Source organism: Parabacteroides sp. CAG:2 (assembly GCF_000436315.1).
GTDB classification, from domain to species: domain Bacteria; phylum Bacteroidota; class Bacteroidia; order Bacteroidales; family Tannerellaceae; genus Parabacteroides; species Parabacteroides distasonis.
On sequence record NZ_FR885248.1, the window covers coordinates 1 to 22,113 of the forward strand.

A 22,113-nucleotide genomic window follows, 5' to 3' on the forward strand; every position below is an offset into this window, starting at 1 on the left:
GCGTCGTTCGAGAACTTTAGGTATCGTACCCCGTTCCTGAAATAGTTACGGGAGTTCGTCATGGAGAAACCACGGGAAGAGAAGACCTCGTTGATGTTGGAAGCCTCACCGGAAGGTCCGCCTTTCACGCCGCCCAGGTTCCTTACGGCCTCGGTCATGGTGGTAGCCTGTTGGTCTTCCAATAATTTCCGGGTCGCTACGCCTACGGTTCCGGGTATTTCCATCACGGGGATATCCATACGGGTAGCCGAATTAGCGATGTCGGAGTTATAACTCTGTGGTTTCGCCCCGACGATATCTACCTCGGGTAGTCCTAGTAGCTTGTAAGATAACTGGATATCCATCTCGTAATTCCCTTCTCCCGCGGGAATATCTCGGATTGCCGAGACGGTGTTGTAACTGTTGGTGATTAGTACGTGCTCCTTCGTGTCCTTGAGTGGTAAGGAGAAATACCCGTCCGTATCTGAAATAACTCGTATATCCGTACCCTTGATGTAAATGACAATGTTCGCCATCGCCTTGTTATCCTCATCTACGATCGTACCGGATACGACTCTGATACTTCCCACCGATGGCCTGCTTTGAGCGATCATTCGGGTGCCAGACAAAACAATCCCGCTAACAATTAGCAGGAACAAATAAAAATGTCTCATAATGTATAAAAATTAATTACGCAGTTTACATCTCCAGTGCAATCGATCCAATGATTCCCCAAAATCCCGGAAGAATCTATTCCTTATTTTTGTCTGGCAGGTTTCCTGACTAACCCGGAAAGCGACCTTCCCATCTTTAAAAAAGACAGTGGCATGAAGAAACTTTCCTCCTTATGGGTTTTACAGTAGCGGGCTCTGTTCCGGAATCTAACCGAAATTCCCTTTTATAGACTTGCGGAATGCAACATCTATCACCAAAACGTCACAAAAGTATAGTATTGATAGGGCTTTTTTTAATGAAATATGTTAAATATATTGAACGTGTTAAACAATTTGGCATATCCTTATGCGATAGTTTTTCCCGGACTAATCTTTATGGAAAAGTTTTTTCACCATTCAATGAACTTCCCTCTTTCCCGGCGCTTTTCCAGTTCCTCTTGTAAATGTCGTTGGCGATCTTTGGCGATGTAACGACGGGCGAAGATGTTCGGGACAGCTACACCGAGTGAGATACAAAGAATGATGAGTGCGGAATTGATCCCGTTGAAGAATGCGTTTGTGACCTCACCGATTACTCCATGCAGATTAATGAACGCTAATAAAGAACGATACATCAAGACTCCCGGGATCATGGGGATAACCGATGGGATGGTCAGCACATGATTGGGAACGTGGCACCAATGGACGGCTTTGACGGCAAGCACGCTGACTACGAAACTTCCCATGAACGAGCCGATTACGGGACCATATCCCAACTCGAAGTTTACGAAGTTACGGGTACATACGGCGATGATACCTCCTACGGCCACTACCCATAATAGCCGACGCTGGATGTTGAATATCATGGAGAAACCCATGGCCGAAATTGCTGCCGCTATTGCGTATATGTAGTACGGATCATGTGGAACCATACTCAATTCACTGAACTTATGATCTATCTCGACATCATTCATGACAAGTACCCGCATGGCGAACGCGATGCCGAAGGTCATGGCGGCTACCATCATGACCGTATTGGAGGCTCGGGTGATGCCGACCAGCAAATGATTGTCTAGCATATCATCCACGAAGTTGATCAAGGGTACGCCCGGCACGATAAACAAGGCGCAGGCTAATAATGGATGATAAGGTGTGTCGGATAGCCCGGAGAAGGAGGACGCATATGCCAAGCAGGTGGATACGAAAGCGGCCGCGGCGATACTCATATATACGTTAAGTCCAGCTTCGACACAGCGGGCCCGTACCCTAAACCCGACGAAAGCGCAAATGGAAGCGAATAGGAATGCCATCCAGTCGCATCCAAATAGCTTACAGAATCCTCCGCATGCGAATCCCGCTCCGATGGCTACGATATAAGGGGTATAATTCCGGGGTTGGTGAACGATCTTCTCCAGTTCTTCCTCATATTTATCCAAGGAATAATCTTGCTCGATCGCCCGCCATGAAAGCTTGCTTACCTGTGAGATTGCCGTCATATTGATTCCGTGCTTCTCGCATTTCTGGAATTTGGAGAAGGAATTTCGCTCATCGCTTACGTTCACCATGATCATGGTCCATCGGATATCGATATGCAGTTTCTCCTCGGGGATACCCATAAAGGCGGCAACTCGTTTCATGTTTCGCTCGATACGATTCGTGTCGGCGGCACTTTCCATCAACAATTTTCCCGTACGGAGCAAAAGATCCAATTTGCGCCGTAACAACAATACTTCCTTGTCTGTCATCATTTCTTTTAATTCTTATGTTGTACTCTATATCCTAGTCCACGAGGATATGAATCTTAAATGAATGGCAGGTCTTCTGACTAGCTCCCATCCTAATGCCTTCCCGACTACCTTGAGCCAGTGGCGAAAGTAGTATTAGAATGTTAAAGGAGTTTCACAGCAGCGGGACTGTTCCGGATTCTCACCGGATTCCCTTTTAATCCGTATGCCCGAATAGGCATTACGAAACCAATTCGGGCACAAAGGTAAGGAATTTTTTTTATTTCTTAATCATCCTTACGGTCTCTGTCTTCCCTCCGGTTATGATACGGATGAAATAGAGGCCTTGGGATAGATCGCTTACGTTGATGGATTCTCCGGGATTGATCGTGGATTTCCGGACCATTGTTCCGCGAGATGTATAGATCTCTATCTCCGCCGGGGTATCGATATTGATTTGTATCGAGTTAACCGCCGGGTTCGGATAGATTTTCAAGGTCGGCTGCGATAGCTCTTCTATGCTTGTCGGTGCTTCTTCGGTTGTTACGACCATGTTCTTGGTGACGATCTTTCCGTTCGAGTTGAAGCGGACGGTTATTGTAGCCTCCTGATATTCCTTGATATCTGAGGTTGTACTGATAATTAAGGAGTCATTACGAACGATCGCGTTAATCGGGCTGGAGGGAGTAACGGATGAGACTGATTTTACGATGGCGGCATCCATATTGTCCTCATCGGTCACCATATTGCCTAAAGCGAGTTTATAGACCGGCTTTTCCTCGGTTAATACGATAGAGGAAGGGAAATCGGAAGATATTACCGGTGCGGCGTTATCCGGGAAAACCGGGATAGCGGGGAACCAATAGTTTACGATCATCGAATATTCTTGTACCACTTCGCCTTTGTTATTTATACGAGCTAACATGTGCGTAGGATCTTGGAATTCATGATACAAGAAGGTGTATAGCTCGTCGGTTTTTGGGTTAAGGCGAAATCCGGTTCCGTACAAGCGCCAATCCCAGTCCAGTTTCCTAAGGTCGATCAATTGGAAGAATTGCTTCTTGTCGATATCATATCCGCAGATTTGGTAGCCGGTGAACCAGCTTCCTTCTTTGGGCTGTCCGTTCCAATAGATTTTATTTTCCTTGGCACTGGCGCAGAAACCGTCGGCGGTCCATGCGTACCAAGAGTTCGGAACGACACCGATGGTCTCGCTTAACGGGATCTTTACCGTGTCCACCTTAAAGGTATAGGGGTTCAAGTTTAGCATATATTCCAAGGCGGAACCATCCCCGGCCGTATTCTGGGTCATGCTGATCCAGAGCGTACCATCCTTGGATTGAACGATAGAGCCGAAACCTCGTTGAATCTCCTTCTCTTGCCCTTTTACGGTCTCTTTCTCGATCGGGGCGGCGATGGTACGGATAATTTTATCGGTTTTCGGGTCTATTATCAATAAACCATATTGTTGATGGACGGCAAAGACAAGGTCGTTGGCACGTACCATGGTACCGATCTGGGCATAATACAACTCACCGTATCCATCGGCGTTCGGATTTCCGGAACCTTCTATTTGTTTGCCGATCGTCATCTTATCGCTATCGTAGATCCAGATACCGTTGCTGGTTCCTATATAGCCTTTGTGCTCGTCTACCGGAAGATAGGAACGGCCGTCGGCTATGGATTTGCCCTCGGCGTTTTGGGCGATATACTTGAATTCTTTGATCACCTTCATGGTCTTGGCATCGCATACGGCAAACCGGCTTCCGGTGATTTTTGCCCCGGGATCTCGTTCTTGCTTAGAGACTAGGTAGAACTTATCGCCATAGATCGTACCGAATTGCGTGGTACATCCTAACTCATGCCCCGGATTCTCGGTCTGGAAGACACGATAGTGCCATTCTCCATCTTGAGTAAGGAAATTGACGGTACTGTTCTGATGGCCGTACCAATCCTCGTTTACGATAAATGTACCTTGACTGTAATCCATATCCGTGGAACGCAGGATGGAAGATTGTGACGGTACATCCCTCATTTGGGCCTGATCGATGCCGGCGGCGATCCATGAGGTATTGCCTTGGGCCATTAGGCCGCTCGTGGCGAACGTACAGAGAAGTAAGGTAATCGTCTTTTTCATAAGCCTTTTATTTTTAAGATTGCTTGATCATATTGTAATTTCATTTGTTCGCTTACCGGATCGGGTACGATGATGGAAGGGGGGGCGATGTGTAAATCCTGCGCACGGATAATCTCCGTCGAGGTCTCTCCGATCCAACCGCAATATTGGTTTACCGCCGTGTATACCTTGATAAAGTCCACGCCGTGTAATTCCACCTTATTACCTTCCGCATCCACGGCCCATTCGATATCGAAGCTGTTCAGATCCTTGTAATCGTTCGGATGGTTATCCACGTATCCCCATGGATACGAATAGAGTACGTAGTATTTACCCGTATCACTCTCGTCTGTAGCGTTATCCTTTAACCGGGTACCGGAGAAAGTCAAGGAATTCTCTTCAATCCACATCGGATAATAACTTTGCGTATGATATATATTTTTCGCTATATAACCGGTATTGCCTTGATTATCTTTCCATGGTACATAAGTAGCGTCACTCCATTGCTGGCCCATGTCTGGCTCGGGGATCTTGTTGGGATCCGGACGATCATAAGTAATGCGATAATTCTTGATGGTTTCCGGTTTATAGTATTCACTACCGGCCAGTTCGTACCATTCATCGTCCGGTAAGCCGTTCTGGTTCGTGTCGAAAGAGACCATGACAATACCGGGCTCGCAGCTGCCTCCCTTTTTTTCTTGATATTCCGGCAGGTCGGAATAGAAAGAGTTCCCAAGGATCATAAAGTCCTTCTTCCCTTTGACGTTGATGACCGTATGGTCGAAGCCGAAGATAACGTATCCTCCGTATCCTCCGAGGGAAATCATCACGTCGTTCGTACCGGAGATATTCTCCTCTACCTTTTTCAGTATGGTTTCTTTCGTATCGCCTTCCTCATATTCGGGCATCGTATTGACGAACTGACCCGGTGCGGGACAAAAGTCGTACACTTTGGATAAATAAGGGCTATATTCTATTTCCTCCTGCATCACCTCGAAACGAAAATCGTGCTTATAGGGGGTCTCCTTATCGATGATCTCGAAGGTCATCTGATAGGTGCCCGTATCTTTCGCAAGGAAGATATAAGAACGTTCGGTAGATACGAGAGAGTCCGTCCCGTTCCGGTGCAGTGTCCACCGATACTCGTCGCCGGTAAAGGCTGGGCTGAGTAGATAGGTTTTCATGCGGGGCAGATAATAGACATCATCGATACCCAAGCTAACCATCTGTATCTTGTCTTGGGTACAGGATAGAAATGCTAGGAAACCTGAAATGAATAGATATAAAACTTGTCTCATAACGCTGTTCTATTTATAAAGGAAAACCATATGGGCGGGGATATCCCCGGTACGTACGCCCCATTTTCGTATTCCGTTCTTATCGTAGCAATAGAGGGTCCCGCTGGATACGTAGTTCTTGGCATCGGTGACGAAGATGTCTTTCGTATAGGGATGGACCATGATCCCGTATGGGATACGAATGTCTTTCTCGCTACCGTCGGTGATAAAGTTCGTGCTGATCACCTCTTTGGTACGGACATCTATGATTCCGTACGAGATGCTGTTACTCTGCGTGTTCACGTTCCATTCCGTACTGTAATAGAAAAGGGAATCTCCGCTGATGCAAAGGTTAGAGCAAGGGATATTCAGGGTATCGGTAACCACCATCTCGTTATATCCTTTTCGTTTTTCCAGTACATACAGGTTGGAATGTACCGTATCGTAATCTCCCCGGGAAGTTACCCATAATTTACCGTATTTGTCCGCACGGATACGATGCAGATTGATCCCTACCGGAATCTTTTGAACTTGCTTGAAACGGTTTAGCTCGATTACGGAAACCGTATTGTCGTACTCCGGGGCACGATATCCTCCAGAATTCGCTACGTAGATATATTCACCCAAAATCTCCAACTCATCCGGTTGGAAACCGACTATGACTTTGGCGTCTACTTTCAGGCTGGTCGTGTCTACCCTGTATACGGCTCCTTGCGGGGCGTTCGGGTCGATTTGCACCGGACCGACATAAGAGGTTACATAGGCGTTTCCCCGGTAAAAACGGATGTACCGGCAGTTGGGAATGTCTATTTGCGTGATCCGCTCGCAAGTCCGGGCATCCAGTATTTCTACTTTATGGGAACAATTGACTACGACATAAAGCTTGCTTCCGTAAATCTGGATATCGTTGCCGACATCGCCCAGCTCCTTGACTACGTTCGGGTTCCGTTCCGAGTAGAGGTTACGGATATAATAACCGTTCACGTAATCCAGATAATCCAGCGTACATTTATTGCTTCCCATATTCCCTTCGTTCACCAAATACATCCCTTGAGGATTCGCCTCGGGATGGATACCGTCGGAGACCAGCTCGTATTCCGAGGGAACTACGATCTCGATCTTGCGGCAGGATGAAAAAGCGCAACCGATCAGGATACCTATTATATATAATGTATATCTTTTCATATCTCGATGGTTAAAGACACTTTGTAATTTCGCTTCGGCATCGGATAATTCAGGATCACGTCGTAATCTTGGCTTAACAGGTTGTTTACCTCCACGGCGGCCTTGATAAGCCCGAAATTGAATTTCAAATCTTTCGACAAGGAGATATCGCTGGTATACCAAGGTTGCGTATAATTGTATTTGATATTTTCCTGCTGGTTATACCGCTCTCCCACATAGATGAAACTGTAGTTGAGGTTCCATCCCTTGAAGGACGCTTGCGCGATGGCGGAACCGCTGTGCCAAGGGATATAAGGGATTTGATCTCCGTAATAGGTATCCGAGGGATCCGTGAAGTCTTGGGCCTTTTGATAGGTGTATTGTATTCGTAGCGTGACGAATAAATCTTTTACCGGATTGACGGTCGTTTCCGTGCTGACATCTATGCCTTTGATTTCTACCTTACCTAAATTCAACATAGTCCAACGGAATTGCTGGCCTTTGGGATAAGCGATGATCTTGTCTTTCACCTTGTTGAAATAACCATCCGCCTGTATCTTGAAGCGATAGAAAAGATGGTTCTCCCATGTTTTCGTGTAAGCGAAGCCGGCATCATATTGGGTTACATATTCTGGGTTTAATTTGGAGTTTCCCATATCGGCGTAATATAAATCGTTGAAGGTAGGCATACGGAAGATTCGTTTATAGAAAGCGCGTACATTAAAGTCTTGTTTCTCGAACGGCTTGTAGGAGGCGAATACGGCGGGTGTAAGGATTTGCCGGGCTTCCGGTGTGGGGCCTTCTTTTACACGGTCGTTGATAAAGGTCGCCAGTCCGCTGGCCTGTAATTTTACTTTCCCTAACCGGAGCGCCGTGGCGACCGAAAGGAGGTTGGTGAAGCGTTCCGGGTAAACGAATCCGTACATATCGGCGTTCATCTTGTTCCATTGCAAGTCGTAAGAGGCGGATACATCCCAGTTTGAGAGGATGGAATAGACATTCGCGGAGGATAGGTAAATCTCTCGTTGCTTATACAGGTTATCTACATGAATCAGCTTGTCGTCGTTATTCACATAATGCGTACGGTAGAATGCATATTTCGCGTTCACCTGTGTCTTGAATTTGCTATTGATTTCTTTGATATAGGAGCCTTGCATGAAAGAGTTCGTATCCCATACCCGTTCACCACGTCTCCATACGTTGTTTACGATGGCTCCCGGGATTCCTCGTTCGGAATTGTAGTTGTAGAACTTAAGATTCCAAGTACCGTCGCTCATCTTGCCATAAAGTCCGGCCTCTAGGCGGGTGGCGTTGATATCCCCGTTTTCCCGGACGGCGGTCGTATCGTAAGCGATCTCTCCGGCAGGGTTGATACGGCGGTAACGGAATTTGTATTTACCGCTTCCGCTTAACCATTCGGCGCTGAAAGAGGTGGCTACGTTTTCAGATATCTTATATTCGAACAGCGCCGAGGGGTTGATAACGTCGAAAGAACCGACTTTCATCGTGGCACGGATATTCGTTGTTTTTCCATCTTCGAAACGAGGACGACGAGAACGCAGATAAAGCGTACCGGCCGCGCCGAAATCTTTCGCGGATTGGAAGATATCGCTCTTCTGGCCATTGTATAAAGAAATCTCCTCGATATTGTCCAAAGAATACATCCCGAGGTCTACTTGTCCGTTTTGTGCGTTGCTTAATTCGATGCCGTCGTAGAAAACACCCATGTGGTTCGTTCCCATACTTCGGATATTTACGGTCTTGATACCTCCTACGCCCCCATAGTCTTTCAATTGGACACCCGAGAAGTAGCGTAAAGCATCTGCTACCGTGTGACTGTTCAAATTTTGTAATTCTTTCCCCGATAGTTTTTGGGAAGGAATTACCTCTTTAAAGCTGAAACTCCGGGCCGTGACCGTAACTTCGTCCAAGTGCTGGATAGAGTCGAGTTTGCTTTGTCCATGGGACATACCTATCGCCAGCATCGATAATACGCAAGCAAGGTATCCCTTTCTAGCAAAGGATAACACCATTATTTAAAACCTGTTTAGAAAATGATTCGTACCAAGCCGCTCTGTCCTCGCGAGCGACTTCTCCCTAACTGGCAGGTCTTCTGACTGACTCCCATCCCGAAAGCCTTCCCGGCTATATTCTTATATACCAGTGGCGAAAGTGTTTCCGGAATGTTTGAAATAGAGCTTCACAGCAACGGGACTGTTCAGGAATTACACCTGATTCCCTTTTAATCCGTAACCCCGGTTGGGCGAAACGGAACCAATTCGGGACAAAGGTATGAAATCTTGTTAATATCCGGGCTATAATTGGAGAATTTCCTTAAATGAAAGGGTTGTACTTGTATTTCACGACTTCCTTTTTATTTAAAGACGCTTGTACGTCGATCAGCCGTTGGTTGCTGCTTCCCCGGAATAAAAGGCTCTCATCCCGAAGGGTTTGTTTGTAGCGGCCATCTACCAATACGTCGATATAGGACAACAAGGCGGCTTGTGCCGGATTCTTTATCAGGTCCTCGAATTTATATCCTGTGTAGCACCAGATCGTCTTTTGGCTTTTTTCCTTGATCGCTTTGGCTACCTCGGTGAAACCTTCCGGCTGGAACATAGGGTCTCCGCCGCTGAAGGTGACGTTGGCGAATTCGTCGGCCAATACTTTTTCCACGATCTCTTCCGCTTTTACTTTCTTCCCTTTATTGATATCCCATGATTCGGGGTTGTGGCAACCCGGGCATTTGTTCGGGCAACCCGCCGCATAGATGGCGGTCCGGAATCCCGGACCGTCTACGGTGGTATCTTCGATGATATCTATGATAGACAACATGGTAATTGAAAATTGAAAATTAGTTGTGGGTGACACGGTCGTTTAGCTCGGATAGCTTGGCGTTGTTCCAACGGTCGGTGGTTCCTACCAGATAGCCGGTGATGCGTTGAAGTTTGTCCAAGTGTTTGCTGCCGCATTTCGGGCAGGCTTCCAGATTAGGGGTGGAGTTCTCGTAGCCACAATCCAGACAACGGTTACGGTTATGGTTTACGGAACCGTATCCGATATTGTATTTATCCATCATGTCCACGACACGCATGATCGCTTCGGGGTTATGGGTAGCGTCGCCATCCATCTCTACGTAGAAGATATGGCCGCCACGAGTCAAATCATGATAAGGAGCTTCTACTTCTGCTTTATGACGGGCACTGCACTTATAATATACCGGAACGTGATTAGAGTTCGTATAATAATCCCGATCCGTGATGCCCGGAAGCGATCCGAACTTCTTACGATCTTTTCCCGTGAACTTGCCGGACAAGCCTTCAGCCGGAGTTGCCAGTACGCTATAATTGTGTTGGTATTGCTCCGAGAATTGGTTGGCACGATCCCGGATATACGTAACGATCCTTACGCCTAAGGCTTGCGAATCCTTATCTTCGCCATGATGCTTACCGGTAAGGGCCACCAAACATTCGGCCAGTCCGATAAAGCCGATGCCCAAGGTACCTTGGTTGATAACGGAGGCAATCGAATCGTTAGGCTTCAATTTTTCCGAGCCTAACCATAAGGAAGACATCAACAACGGGAATTGCTTCGCGTAAGCGGTTTTCTGGAACTCCATACGCTCATGCAACTGACGAGCCGTAAGTTCCAGCATATGATCCAGTTTAGCGAAAAATAGGGCGATACGCTCTTCCTTGTTCTCCACTTGCATGCACTCGATAGCCAATCGTACGATATTGATCGTCGAGAAGGAGATATTACCTCGTCCGATAGAAGTCTTTGGTCCGAAACGGTTCTCGAATACACGGGTACGGCATCCCATGGTCGCTACCTCGTGGATATAGCGCTGAGGGTCGTCCGCATTCCAATCCTCGCTTTGGTTGAAGGTCGCGTCGAGATTCAAGAAGTTCGGGAAGAAGCGACGGGCGGTGACCTTGCAGGCCAATTGGTAAAGATCGTAGTTACGGTCTTCCGGCAGATAGCTTACGCCTCGTTTCTTTTTCCATATCTGGATCGGGAAGATAGCGGTCTCGCCGTTACCTACGCCTCTGTAAGTGCTTTTTAATAACTCCCGGATGATGCAACGACCTTCCGCCGAGGTGTCGGTTCCATAATTGATGGAGCTGAATACCACTTGGTTGCCGCCACGGGAATGGATCGTGTTCATATTATGGATAAAAGCCTCCATCGATTGGTGTACACGGCTTACCGTGCGGTTGATGGCATGTTGTATGACGCGTCTATCACCGCTTAATCCATCCAAGGTCTGTGTCTGGTAATCGTCGATAGGCTTATTATATAAGTGGGAGAAATCCTGTCCGTATAAATCCTCTAAGGTCTTTACTTCCTCGATAAAGCTATTACGTACGTAAGGAGCTAGGTAGAAGTCGAACGCCGGTATCGCCTGTCCGCCATGCATCTCGTTTTGGGCGGTCTCTAGAGAGATACAGCCAAGGATGCTTGCGGTTTCGATTCGTTTAGCCGGACGTGATTCGCCATGACCGGCGGAGAACCCGTATTTTAGGATGCGATCCAACGGGTGTTGTACGCAGGTCAAGCTTTTAGTCGGATAATAATCTTTATCATGAATATGGAGATAGTTGTTAGATACGGCTTCCTTGACCTCTTCGCTCAATAAATAGTCATCTACAAACGGCTTGGTGGTCTCGCTGGAGAATTTCATCATCATGCCGGCGGGTGTATCGGCGTTCATATTTGCGTTCTCACGGGTGATGTCGTTGGATTTGATATTGATAATTTCCAAGAACATATCCCGTGTTTTTGCCTTGCGGGCTACGCTTCGCTGATTTCGGTAAGCGATATATTTCTGCGCTACGTCCTTCCGGCTACTGGCCATCAATTCCAGTTCCACGGCATCTTGAATCGCCTCTACGGTCATTTGAGGTTCTCCCTTGAATGAGATATGGTCTGTGATCTGGCGAATCAGTTGCATATCTTCTCCCTTGTCTGTATGCAACATGGCTTTACGGATAGCGGTTACTATCTTCTCCTCGTTGAAGCCAACGATACGCCCGTCCCGTTTAACAACTGTCTGTATCATGATGTTGATTAATTTGTGATTGATTATGTGCGCAAAGGTATCGTATTACTCTGTATGATTTTCTTTTTGGAAAACTTTTTGCTGATTAAATTATGTTAAGGTATTAATTTGCAGTGTGTTGTAAAAAGTTTTGGAAAACTTTGTATCTTGCATGATTGCTTTTTGTTTTCCTTTTTGGCGATGTGATGTGTTATAAGCTTCTCTTTGTAAAGCTATTAAAGAACATAAGCCGGGATATATTTTTGTTTATATAAAATAATTCATACTTTTACCCCCGTTTTGGTGATGACGTAAAAACCATCCGGTTTCGTCATAAAGAGGGAATCCGGTGTGAATCCGGAGCAGTGCCCGCTACTGTAAGCTTTTGTAAAGTAGAAAACATTTCTCATACCACTGTCTGTAAAAGACGGGAAGGTCGTTCTCTACGAGGTAAGTCAGGAAACCTGCCAAGCGTTTTTATTGCTGTTTTTCTCGGGGTCAGGAAAGCGGAAATATACATAATAACAAATCGTTTATGAAAAGAAAGTGTTTGTGCGCGGCTTTAGCTGTAAGTTGTGCGATAAACGTATCATTTGCGCAGGTACGTTTACAGGGTAAGGTCGTGGATGAAAGTAATGAACCAATCCCGGGCGCGAATATCCGCGTGTCGGAATCCTTGAATGGTACAACCACGGATGCCGGCGGAAAATTTGAGCTGAACCTTCCCGATGGTAGACATCGTATTCGTGTGACTTACCTTGGCTATGAACAGGGCGTGTATCAAACGGATCACTCGGAAAAAGATGTCGTTATTAAGCTGAAAGAAAAGTATGTGAATATCGATCAAGTGGTGGTAACCGGTACCGGTTCGCATCGCCGCATGAGTAATTCCCCTATTCCCGTGAAAGTGCTTACGGGAAAAGACTTGAAAGAGGCGAGCGTAACCAATTTCCAAGATGCGATGACCAAGCTGAATCCGAGTATCGTATTTATGGAAAACGGACAGGGGGCTACGATGAATATGAACGGATTGACAGAGAAGTACGTGGTTATCTTGGAAAACGGTAAGCGTTTGGCCGGCGATGATACCTATTCCCGTATCGATATGTCTAACGTAAAGCGGGTAGAGATCTTGAACGGGGCCGCTTCCGCTTTGTATGGTAGCGACGCGATCGCCGGCGTTATCAATATCATCACGGATGATTCCCGCAATAAGGTGAACGTGACGAGCAATAGCCGTTATGGTAGCAAGAACCAATTCTTGCAGTCGGTCAACGCGGACGTGAATGTAGGGAAGTTCGGTTCATATACTTCTTATCAATATCAACGGGCCGATGGTTGGCAATTAAATCCCTATACGGAGAGTAAAGGCGAGTTGGTTCCTACCAATAAGCAAGCTTCCGAGGGATTTCACCGGAACGTGATCAACCAACGTTTCACGTACGACGCTACGGATCGTTTGTCTTTTTATGTGCGTGGTACTTTCTTCGGACGTTCCAGCGATCGTCCGATGCCGATGGATAAAGTGAATACGACCAACTATGATATGAGAAGAGAGACGTTCACTTATGGGGCGGGCGCTCAATACATGATTAATAAGAACTCTTATTTGAACGCTGATTATCTGTCGGACAATCATAGTACGTATAAGGATTTCTTTGATGGAAAGAAAAGCGGAGAGAGTGATATGACGAAACGGATTCATTACCATAACTTGAATGTCAAGGGAATCTTTCGTTTGGGCAAATATAATAAGCTTTCGGCTGGTACGGAGTTCATTAAAGAGTTACTGAGTAGCGAGACGGATAACATAGCGGGTAAAAGTATGTACACGACCGCGCTTTATGCTCAAGACGAGATCAATATCAATGAGCATTTCCAAGCGTACGCAGGTTTGCGCTATATTTACCATGAGAATTTTAAGAGTTATGCGACTCCTAACGTGGCTTTGCTGTATAAGGTAGGCGGTTTTAATTTCCGCGGATCGTATGCGGCTGGTTTCCGGACGCCTGAATTGAAGGAGTTGTATACGGAATCGGAGAAGAAAGCGTCCGGAGCGACTCGCCTTACGATCGGTAATCCGGATTTGGACCCGGAGAAGAGCGACAATTTTACGTTGAGCGCTGAATATACGATGCGGTATTTCTCTTTGTCCGTGTCCGCTTTTATGAATAACGTACGTAGCATGATTAACTATAAGATATTGGATACGGCGGAACGGGATGCTTATAACACCGCCCATGGTACGGACTATGATGAGATACAGATGCGTGCGAATATCGATAAAGCGAAGATCAAAGGTATTAACGTAACCTTCAATAGTTATCTGGGAGCGGGCTTTACCTTGAATGGTGGCTATAGTTTCATGGATGGAAAAAACGTATATGAGGATGAGCCTTTGGATAAGACCGTTAAACATAGTGGTACGGTAGCGGCTATGTGGTCTCATACTTGGAATAAGTATAAGCTGAACGTGAATTTTAACGGACGCATCCAAGGGGAACGTTATTCTACTTCTTATGGATACGCGCCGAAATATTCCTTGTGGAACCTCAATACGAGCCATACGTTTAGAGCCGGCGATTTCTTATTGGAACCGGGAGTAGGTATCGAGAACCTTTTTGATTATGTAGACGATCGTCCCTTTAATTACAATTACGCTACATTGACCCCGGGCCGTACCTATTACGTCAGCCTTCTGGTCCGTTTCAAGCAGTAAACTGTCACATGTCAACTATCAACTAATATAATAATGTATAGGGGATTTTTACGATCCATGTTTGTTTGTTCACTCCTGCTTGGGTTCGCCTGTTCGTTATGGGCGAAACCCGGGCGGGAGTTTTACGCTTCCGATATCCGGGAGAGCATGGAAAAGGGAGATAAGTTAGCGATCTTGATGGTACATTTCGGGAGTGCTTACCCAGAAGCTCGTGCCCAAGTACTCGATGTGATGAACAAGCGTGTCAAGGAGGCTTTCCCGGACGTGGAAGTCCGGCAGGCTTATAGCGCCCGTAGCGTAGTGAGTCGGTTGAGGGCGCAAGGTGTTTGGGTTCAGTTGCCGGCGGACGCCTTGGTGGAGTTGCGTGATCAAGGGTTTACCCATGTAATTATCCAACCGACTATCATTATAGAGGGTGTGGAGATGGAAGCGATCCGCAAAGAGGCGGAACAACGGAAAGGTTTGTTTAAGGATTTGCGTGTAGGTAATCCCTTGTTATATGATGATACCGATTATGAGGCGGTGATGAAAGCGGTTTCCTCACCTTCCGGAGTGACTAAAAATGGGGCTAAGTTATTGGTGGCGCACGGAACTTATCATGCCAGTAACTCGGCTTATGCGAAATTGGGGTATATGTTTCAGACCAAAGGAATGAAAGATTATTATGCCGGAACCCGTGAGGGTTTCCCTACGATCGAGGATGTAGGTGAGCAAATGCGCCAAGCCGCTCATAAGCGTGTGCAGTTGATTCCTTTTATGTTCGTACTGATTCGAGGTACGGAAAATACGGTTACGGATTTCTGGCAGAAAGGGCTACGTCAACAGGGTTTCGATGTGGATATTTATTTAAAGCCTCTAGGTGAGAATCCGGCGATCCGGTCTTTATTTATCGATCACATCCGTTTCGCCATGAAATATAAACGGGCGACGATTTTTGATCGAAAGAAATTATATACACACTGAACAATTGAGAATTGAAAATTAGTGAGTACTTACTGAACCAATTTTCAATTCTCAATTCTCAATTATTTACTGGTAGTCTTCTCCGGTTTCCCAAGCCTCCGCATCATTATATAATGCTTTTAGATGGTTCACCCAGATCTGACGAACAGCGTCGTAATCGCCTAAGCCTATGATCTTACAATTCTCCAAGCTTCCGTTATGGCTTTCTTCCGTGTCGATCTTGAAGCCCATCTTCAAAAGTTTTAGTCTCCAGCAAGCGTCGGCGTTAGGAGCGGCAGCGCTGAAATCATCACCCTCCTCGATACCCCAAAGGTCATTATGCGCATGGTCTCCGGCGATAGACATGAACGGAGCTAAGGAGATCGTGATCTCTTCCGGTTTTAAGTTATGATCCTCGCAGTATTTGGTAAGTTTGGAATAGACACATTCCTCATTAGGTTCGCCTTCTTCCGGCCAGAACAACATATCTCCGTAATCAACGGTACCTACGAATACATTCTTGTTAGCGGCCAAGGCTTGCATAGCCTCTTCTGTTTCCGTGTATTTCGTATTTGCGTTATAGTTTTTATCCGGGTTACCATGTCCCATTAATAAAAGGATGTTCTTGTTATCAGCCAATTTATCACTGTAGTGGCTGTATAGGACTTTCGCTACGGCTTCCACATCCTCTTCGTCGTACACCAAACAAGGGCTTTTTACGACTTGAACACTCGGGAAAGACTCGATCATGAATTTCTTCTTCACGTCCGTATTCATCAAGCTTAGGTATTCCTCACCCGGGATGATGTGTAAGGACTGTACCGCTACCTTCTTGTAACCGGCATTTCCTAGAGCTTGTAACCAAAGATCCGGTTGGTAACGTGCGATACCGGTCTCTGCCTCTACACGATTCACGCAAGTACGGGAGGTAAATGACAAATAGATGTCCGCGTCGGGAAATGCGTTCTGGAAATCGGCCAATGTTGCGTCGTAAGTCTTGATAGACTCTTTGAATGTGCTACCGAATGTACACAACAAGATCGCCGTGTCATGTTTCTTACTTGCCTTTACGACTTCTTCCGCCGGGTTTGCGGTATTGTCGTCGTCTCCATCATCACAGGAGGTAAAAACTGCGCTTGAGGCAAATAGACTCGCCGCAAGCAAAAGGTACTTAAATTTGTTCATCGCATTTAACTTTTAAGATTGTTTATAGTTTATGTTTATTCTGAAATTTCACGATAACGGAGGCGTACCAAGTCCGTCCGGGAGACGTGGTTCCACGATGGCGTCCGAACGGGGTACGATCCACATAATCGAAGATATTATCGATACCGACATTGATATCTAAGTTCCATTTTTTCTTTTTCAATACGTTATGACGGGTATTCAATCGCCATAGCTGATAACTTTTTCCATCACCGTCCGTGATATAAAAGCGGGTGGATTGGTATCGGCCGAACAAGGTGACATCCAATTTATACTTTTTCCACGCATGGTTCCATGCTAGTTTCCAATTGGCATTATGGAATGAGGTTCCGTTGATCGGGGTATAGAGCATATAATTCGGGTCGGCCGGATCATCCGTGTATTGCGCTTTGGCATCCGTATAGCTATAGCCTCCACCAATAGCCAAGGAAGCTAGGATTTGATAGGTTAGCGATATATCTCCCCCGAAGGAACGGGCTTTTGATAAGTTCTTGTGTTGCATGCTGGATTCGATCTCATCCAGTCGGTCTTCGGCGCTTGTCGGGATCTCGGTCAAGGCGATCATGTTCTTGATACGGTTGTAGAATCCTGTTACCGTGATCTGCAGGTTCGACGCATGATATTCTACGCTCGCCGAATAATAATTGGACTTTTGCGGTTTTAAATCCTTATTACCATAATAATGTTTCCACGGGCCGCCGCCGATCTGCGTGATATAATCATCGTGCAACTCCTTTAAGGTAGGAGCCTTAAATCCATTTGAGTATGTGGCTCGGATATTGAAGTCGCCTAGTTTGTACATGGCGGAGACTTTAGGGGTAAACGTAGCCCCGAACTCTTGGTGCACGACGAAGCGCCCACCTACCGTCACATTCAACCGATCTGTCGGGTTCCATTCGTCTTGTACATAAGCGGAAGCCGTAAATACGGAGGCTTTCCCGTTCTCGATACGCCGGGGAGATTTCAAATGATCGTATTGATATTCGAGTCCGGCGCTTAGGATATTGTTTTCCCCGAGGTGGAATACGCTTTTGGCTTGTCCTAGGAAACGTTGTTGAGAGGTTTCCAGAATATGTTCCCCCGGATAACGGGTAATACGTAAACCCGTCTCCGGATCGAAGAAGTTCGTGACATCTTTATGATGGTAATTATAGAAATAACTATAGTTACCATAAGTTAGGTCTACCGAAAGAAAATTCAGTCCTCCCAATGTGTATTTAGCTCCTCCGGCCACATCGAAGTTCCGGTAGAATTGATCATAGGTATAATACTTGAATGCGCCGTGCGGACGATAATTCCATTTCTGGTAAAAAGAGCCATCGGCCGAGAGGCTCAGCCGGTCGTTCACTTTGTAGGTTAAGTTCTCCCTTAGCGTAAAGTTCGTGGATCGGTTTACGGTTCGTGTCACGGTTCCATCCATTACCTCGTGATGGTCCCATTCTTGGGTCGTATTTCGCCAGCCGTCCGTATGGGTCGTACTAAGTGAGGTGGTGGAATTCACTCTCTTATGCCCAAAGCCGATTTGTACGCTTTCCAATATATCTCCATATGATCCGACACGAGTCGTATTCGATAGGCTCACTTTATCCCGGTTCTTTTTCGTGATAATATTGATAACACCGGCGATAGCGTCCGAGCCATACAGGGAAGAGGCGGCACCTTTTACGATCTCGATACGTTCGATATTGGCGGGGTTGATAATACTCAAGTCGTTTTGTCCGCCGGTATCTCCGTTGATCCGTTTGCCATTGATAAGGATCAATATGTAATCGTTGCCTAATCCGTTCATCTGGATGCCACTACCCATGTCGCTCGGATTAAAGGTGATGGAAGCGTTCAGCCCTTCCAGAATATCTTGCATACTGCGTCCTTGGTAACTGTCAAGGGCTTTGCCGGTGATTACCTCTGTTTGCACAGGGGCGTCTTTCAGATAGTGTTCGGTACCCGTACCGGTGACCACGACCTCGTTCAATAGCACGGAAAGTTCCTTCGGATCTTTCAATATGCTTTGGGCGCATACGGATTGTACGCACAAAGCTAAAATAGCAGATGCTAAAAGCCTCATATAGTGTTTTATTGGTTCACGAAATAAAACAACAAGCTTCTATTGATAATGTCTCAAAAAATAAACTGAATTGTTTTTTGTATGACACGTGCTCTTATCCTGAAAGCTTGATGTTATTGTAAGACTTTAGCAGGTATTCTGGCTCTCCTCTGGTTAGAAACCTTCCCATTCCAACTTAGGAACAGTGGTTTTTGAACTTCTAACCAACTTCATGAGGATTACAGCTGCAGGAACAGCTCCGGATTCACACCGGATTCCCTCTCACCAAACTATGTGATAGTTTGATTACTAAAATCGGAGGCAAAGATATGAATGTTTTCTAATATTTAGAAAATATATATGAAAAAGTTTTTTTGTAAGGTATGATATGTCTGTCCACTTCTATTAAGGAGAAAGAATATTTACATCATAAAGAAGATATCGGTAAATGTAATAGGCTGACAATTCGTAAGTAATACTGTTTGTCGAATCTTACTTCAAGCCTCTCGATTGATAGATCCTTTCCTTGGCCTCATTTATTTTCTGAAACTTCTCGTTGGCGGCCTTGCGGATGTCTTCTCCCAAACTGGCTACTTTGTCCGGATGATGCTTGACGGCCATCCGGCGATAGGCGGCACGGACTTCCTCGTCCGTGGCGGTCGGTTCTATCTCTAGCACCTTGTAGGCATCGTCCAAGGAACTTCCTTTTAGGTTCAACATGGATTCAACTTCTCTATCAGACATTCCCATCGCCATCGCTACCTCTTTCAAGGCATTGATCTCGGCTGCGCACACATTCCCGTCACTCTTAGCGATCTCGGCGAGGAACGCAAGCAATTGCAGCCGCTCCTCATAACTTAGGTTGTATGCGATCTGGGTTCCGCATTCCCGGATGGTATTCTTGAATCCCATGTTGTTCTCCTGATCCATGCGTTTAGCTTGGTCGAAAAGCTTTAGCAATATCTCCTCACCTTGGCTTACGGCGATCTCGCCGAAGTTTCTCCGAAGGAATTGACGGACGTATTCCATCTCGCTATGCATGATCTTCCCGTCGGCACGGATGATATAGGATGCCATAACCAACATGGAGAAAAGGAAACTGTTACGTTCCCCGGCGTATGGGTCTCTTCGTGTATATTGATCATCGTAATTGGTGCCGCCACCGAAAGACTGCCCCGTCATATTTGCCCCTTCCTCGAAGAAAGAGCCTAATATAATGCCGGCTAGAGCGCCTAGCGGTCCGAACGCCATAAATCCCAAGACGCCACCTATCCATTTCCCGATACCCATATTCCTGTTTATCTTATTTGTTGATTACCGATATGCAATATTCGTAAAAAAACGGGAGATATGCAAATGTAAAAGGCGGGTGCGTGAAGCATACCCGCCTTACGGTTATTTGGAGAGTTGGATCTTGAATGTTTTCTCATTTATCCGGATGAGATACGTTCCGAAGGGCAATCCCTCGTAGCCCTGTAAGCCTATTCGCTTTTGGTAGCGTACAATCTTTTCATTGAGCGCGATCACCATCACTGGCTGTAGCTATTATTGTTCAATTTTGATCCCGAAAATTCGCTCTATTTCAAAAATATACTTTTTGGTTGTTGTAAACAATACAGCTTCCATTCCAATCGCCTTTGCACCCAACACATTCACCATTCTGTCATCCGTAAACAAACATTCCGACGGTTTAAGGCTATATTTGTCACAAAGGCGAAGATAAATTTCCTTTTCAGGCTTGATGAAATGTTCCTCACACGATATTACCACACCGTGAAGCAACTGGAATATGTCGAATTTCTCCATGACCCGGTAGATTGTGTCGCTCCAGTTCGTCAACCCATATAGTTTGAATCCGGATTGCTTTAATTTTTTTAGAAGTACATGCATACCTTCAATCTCTCCTGTTATCTCTTCAAGATAATTATCCTTGAAAAACGTGAAGGCATCGCTATATTCAGGATACCTTTTTATCGCTCCGTCAATCATTTTCTCAAACGGGATTATTCCACGGTCGCACATGTTTATAAATTCCGGATCTGATAGAATCTTGTGAAAACCGATTAGCGACACTTCATCATCCCCGAAATGTCGTTCAAGCAAGGGTTGCAAATCGTGATTTACAAGGACCTTGCCAAAATCAAAAATGAGGTTTTTAATCATTATCTTCGATATTTTTAATTACACGGCAAGGATTGCCGACAGCTATGGAATTGGCAGGAATATCTTTCACGACAACACTGCCTGCTCCGATGACAGAGTTTTTACCGATGGTCACACCCGGAAGGATTGTAGAGCCGCCTCCTATCCATACACCATTTTCTATAAGGACAGGTCGGGCAATTGTGTCGCAGATGGACGCTCCGGGATGTGTCCTTTCCGGCATCCTTTCCGCAAGGTGAACGGAATGAGTTGCGGTATATATTTTCACATCGGGGGCTATCATCACGTTGTTACCGATAATGATATTGTTATTATCGAGGAACGTACAGTTCATGTTCACGATCACCTTGTTCCCGAAATAGATGTTTTTCCCATACTCGCATCGGAAGTCTATGTCGATGTAAACATCCTTGCCGATACTTCCGAACATCTGCCGATAGATGCGCTGCTTTGCCTCATTGTCGGCATAATCCGTTTCTCTGAGTTGGTGTAGTAGCCTTTTGTTACGGACAGTCATTTCCGTTATTTCGGGCGATGAGCCGTCGAAAGGCTCCTCATCCATACATTTTTGATATTCAGTTTTCATGTGTTCAATTCATCTCATTGTAGAGTCTTATTCTTTATTTGAGCCAATTATTACGACAAGGTAACGCAAGCAAGAATAGGCAGCTTCAAATTGATATGCCTTCAAGCATACGCAAAGTTACACAAAATAGCTGAGAACACGAACAAACGAAATGTATAAAAACTGTACTTGCCTGTTGACTCTACAAAAAGTAAGGCTTTTTCATTTAACATCTCATTTAAGTGGAGCTTCTTGTAAATTTTAGCATGCGCTATTGTTTTCGGTGGAAGGATTCAGGAAAACACGTACGACCTTTCCAGAAAACACGTACGACTTTTTTCAAAAACATGTATGTGTTTTCGCAGAAAGATTATCCTGTTTTTTTAATGTTGATTTTTAATGCTTTATGCATAAGCTTCTCTTGTGAGCTTATTGTACGGAATTTTACTTGGGATCCGTGTATTCCGTATATTCCGGCCTGGCTGAAGTGGATAGTTAAATAAAAAATACTATCTTTGCC

The 22,113-nt window shown here is 45.7% G+C and carries 15 protein-coding genes and 5 riboswitches; of the genes, 2 read left to right on the forward strand and 13 right to left on the reverse strand.

Annotated elements, in window-relative coordinates; all coding sequences use genetic code 11:
• From QVP94_RS00005 to QVP94_RS00040, 8 genes are all read right to left on the reverse strand, one after another.
• Positions 1-653, reverse strand: a 653-nt coding sequence (locus QVP94_RS00005) for a TonB-dependent receptor plug domain-containing protein (RefSeq protein ID WP_288213131.1), incomplete at its 3' end; no start/stop codon positions are given.
• 78 nt (positions 654-731) lie between these two features.
• Positions 732-927, reverse strand: a riboswitch (cobalamin riboswitch).
• A gap of 115 nt (positions 928-1,042) precedes the next feature.
• On the reverse strand, positions 1,043-2,380 hold the full coding sequence (locus QVP94_RS00010) for a threonine/serine exporter family protein (RefSeq protein ID WP_005867423.1): 1,338 nt from the start codon (positions 2,378-2,380) through the stop codon (positions 1,043-1,045).
• Between the two features lie 46 nt (positions 2,381-2,426).
• Positions 2,427-2,625: riboswitch (cobalamin riboswitch) on the reverse strand.
• Positions 2,626-2,636: 11 nt separating this feature from the next.
• Positions 2,637-4,493, reverse strand: a complete 1,857-nt coding sequence (locus tag QVP94_RS00015) for a DUF5074 domain-containing protein (protein WP_005867424.1) — start codon at positions 4,491-4,493, stop codon at positions 2,637-2,639.
• Positions 4,490-5,770 carry a hypothetical protein gene (locus QVP94_RS00020; protein WP_005867425.1) on the reverse strand — a complete coding sequence of 427 codons (1,281 nt, stop codon included), beginning with the start codon at positions 5,768-5,770 and terminating at the stop codon, positions 4,490-4,492. The genes QVP94_RS00015 and QVP94_RS00020 overlap by 4 nt, the downstream gene beginning before the upstream one ends.
• 9 nt (positions 5,771-5,779) lie before the next feature.
• Complete coding sequence (locus QVP94_RS00025; protein WP_005867426.1) at positions 5,780-6,934, reverse strand: YncE family protein; 1,155 nt, start codon at positions 6,932-6,934, stop codon at positions 5,780-5,782.
• Positions 6,931-8,946 (reverse strand): TonB-dependent receptor, encoded by a 2,016-nt coding sequence (locus QVP94_RS00030; protein ID WP_005867427.1) that lies wholly within the window; start codon positions 8,944-8,946, stop codon positions 6,931-6,933. Before QVP94_RS00030 ends, QVP94_RS00025 begins: the two co-directional genes overlap by 4 nt.
• Before the next feature lie 53 nt (positions 8,947-8,999).
• Positions 9,000-9,207, reverse strand: a riboswitch (cobalamin riboswitch).
• Between the two features lie 40 nt (positions 9,208-9,247).
• The gene (nrdG, locus tag QVP94_RS00035; RefSeq protein WP_005867428.1) at positions 9,248-9,748 is read right to left on the reverse strand and encodes an anaerobic ribonucleoside-triphosphate reductase activating protein; all 501 of its coding nucleotides are present in this window, start codon (positions 9,746-9,748) and stop codon (positions 9,248-9,250) included.
• Positions 9,749-9,767: 19 nt separating this feature from the next.
• Positions 9,768-11,975, reverse strand: coding sequence for an anaerobic ribonucleoside triphosphate reductase (locus QVP94_RS00040; RefSeq protein ID WP_005867429.1), 2,208 nt, complete (start codon positions 11,973-11,975; stop codon positions 9,768-9,770).
• 262 nt (positions 11,976-12,237) lie between these two features.
• A riboswitch (cobalamin riboswitch) is annotated at positions 12,238-12,440 on the forward strand.
• Positions 12,441-12,489: 49 nt separating this feature from the next.
• Between QVP94_RS00040 and QVP94_RS00045 the strand changes: the two genes are divergently transcribed.
• Both QVP94_RS00045 and QVP94_RS00050 read left to right on the forward strand, forming a co-directional pair.
• Entirely contained in the window at positions 12,490-14,673 is a 2,184-nt protein-coding gene (locus QVP94_RS00045) for a TonB-dependent receptor (RefSeq protein ID WP_022191702.1), read from the forward strand.
• 33 nt (positions 14,674-14,706) lie between these two features.
• Complete coding sequence (locus QVP94_RS00050) at positions 14,707-15,636, forward strand: sirohydrochlorin cobaltochelatase (RefSeq protein ID WP_022191703.1); 930 nt, start codon at positions 14,707-14,709, stop codon at positions 15,634-15,636.
• Positions 15,637-15,702: 66 nt separating this feature from the next.
• Here the strand turns inward: QVP94_RS00050 and QVP94_RS00055 are convergent, their stop codons facing one another.
• The 5 genes from QVP94_RS00055 to QVP94_RS00075 form a co-directional block, all read right to left on the reverse strand.
• The gene (locus tag QVP94_RS00055) at positions 15,703-16,800 is read right to left on the reverse strand and encodes a sirohydrochlorin cobaltochelatase (RefSeq protein ID WP_022191704.1); all 1,098 of its coding nucleotides are present in this window, start codon (positions 16,798-16,800) and stop codon (positions 15,703-15,705) included.
• 22 nt (positions 16,801-16,822) lie between these two features.
• On the reverse strand, positions 16,823-18,886 hold the full coding sequence (locus QVP94_RS00060; RefSeq protein ID WP_022191705.1) for a TonB-dependent receptor plug domain-containing protein: 2,064 nt from the start codon (positions 18,884-18,886) through the stop codon (positions 16,823-16,825).
• A 111-nt stretch (positions 18,887-18,997) separates the two neighbouring features.
• Positions 18,998-19,194, reverse strand: a riboswitch (cobalamin riboswitch).
• Positions 19,195-19,357: 163 nt separating this feature from the next.
• Positions 19,358-20,155 carry a DnaJ domain-containing protein gene (locus QVP94_RS00065; RefSeq protein ID WP_005859638.1) on the reverse strand — a complete coding sequence of 266 codons (798 nt, stop codon included), beginning with the start codon at positions 20,153-20,155 and terminating at the stop codon, positions 19,358-19,360.
• Between the two features lie 255 nt (positions 20,156-20,410).
• The gene (locus tag QVP94_RS00070) at positions 20,411-21,028 is read right to left on the reverse strand and encodes an HAD family hydrolase (protein WP_005859634.1); all 618 of its coding nucleotides are present in this window, start codon (positions 21,026-21,028) and stop codon (positions 20,411-20,413) included.
• Entirely contained in the window at positions 21,021-21,614 is a 594-nt protein-coding gene (locus QVP94_RS00075; RefSeq protein WP_029257150.1) for a sugar O-acetyltransferase, read from the reverse strand. The genes QVP94_RS00070 and QVP94_RS00075 overlap by 8 nt, the downstream gene beginning before the upstream one ends.
• Positions 21,615-22,113 lie beyond the last annotated feature (499 nt).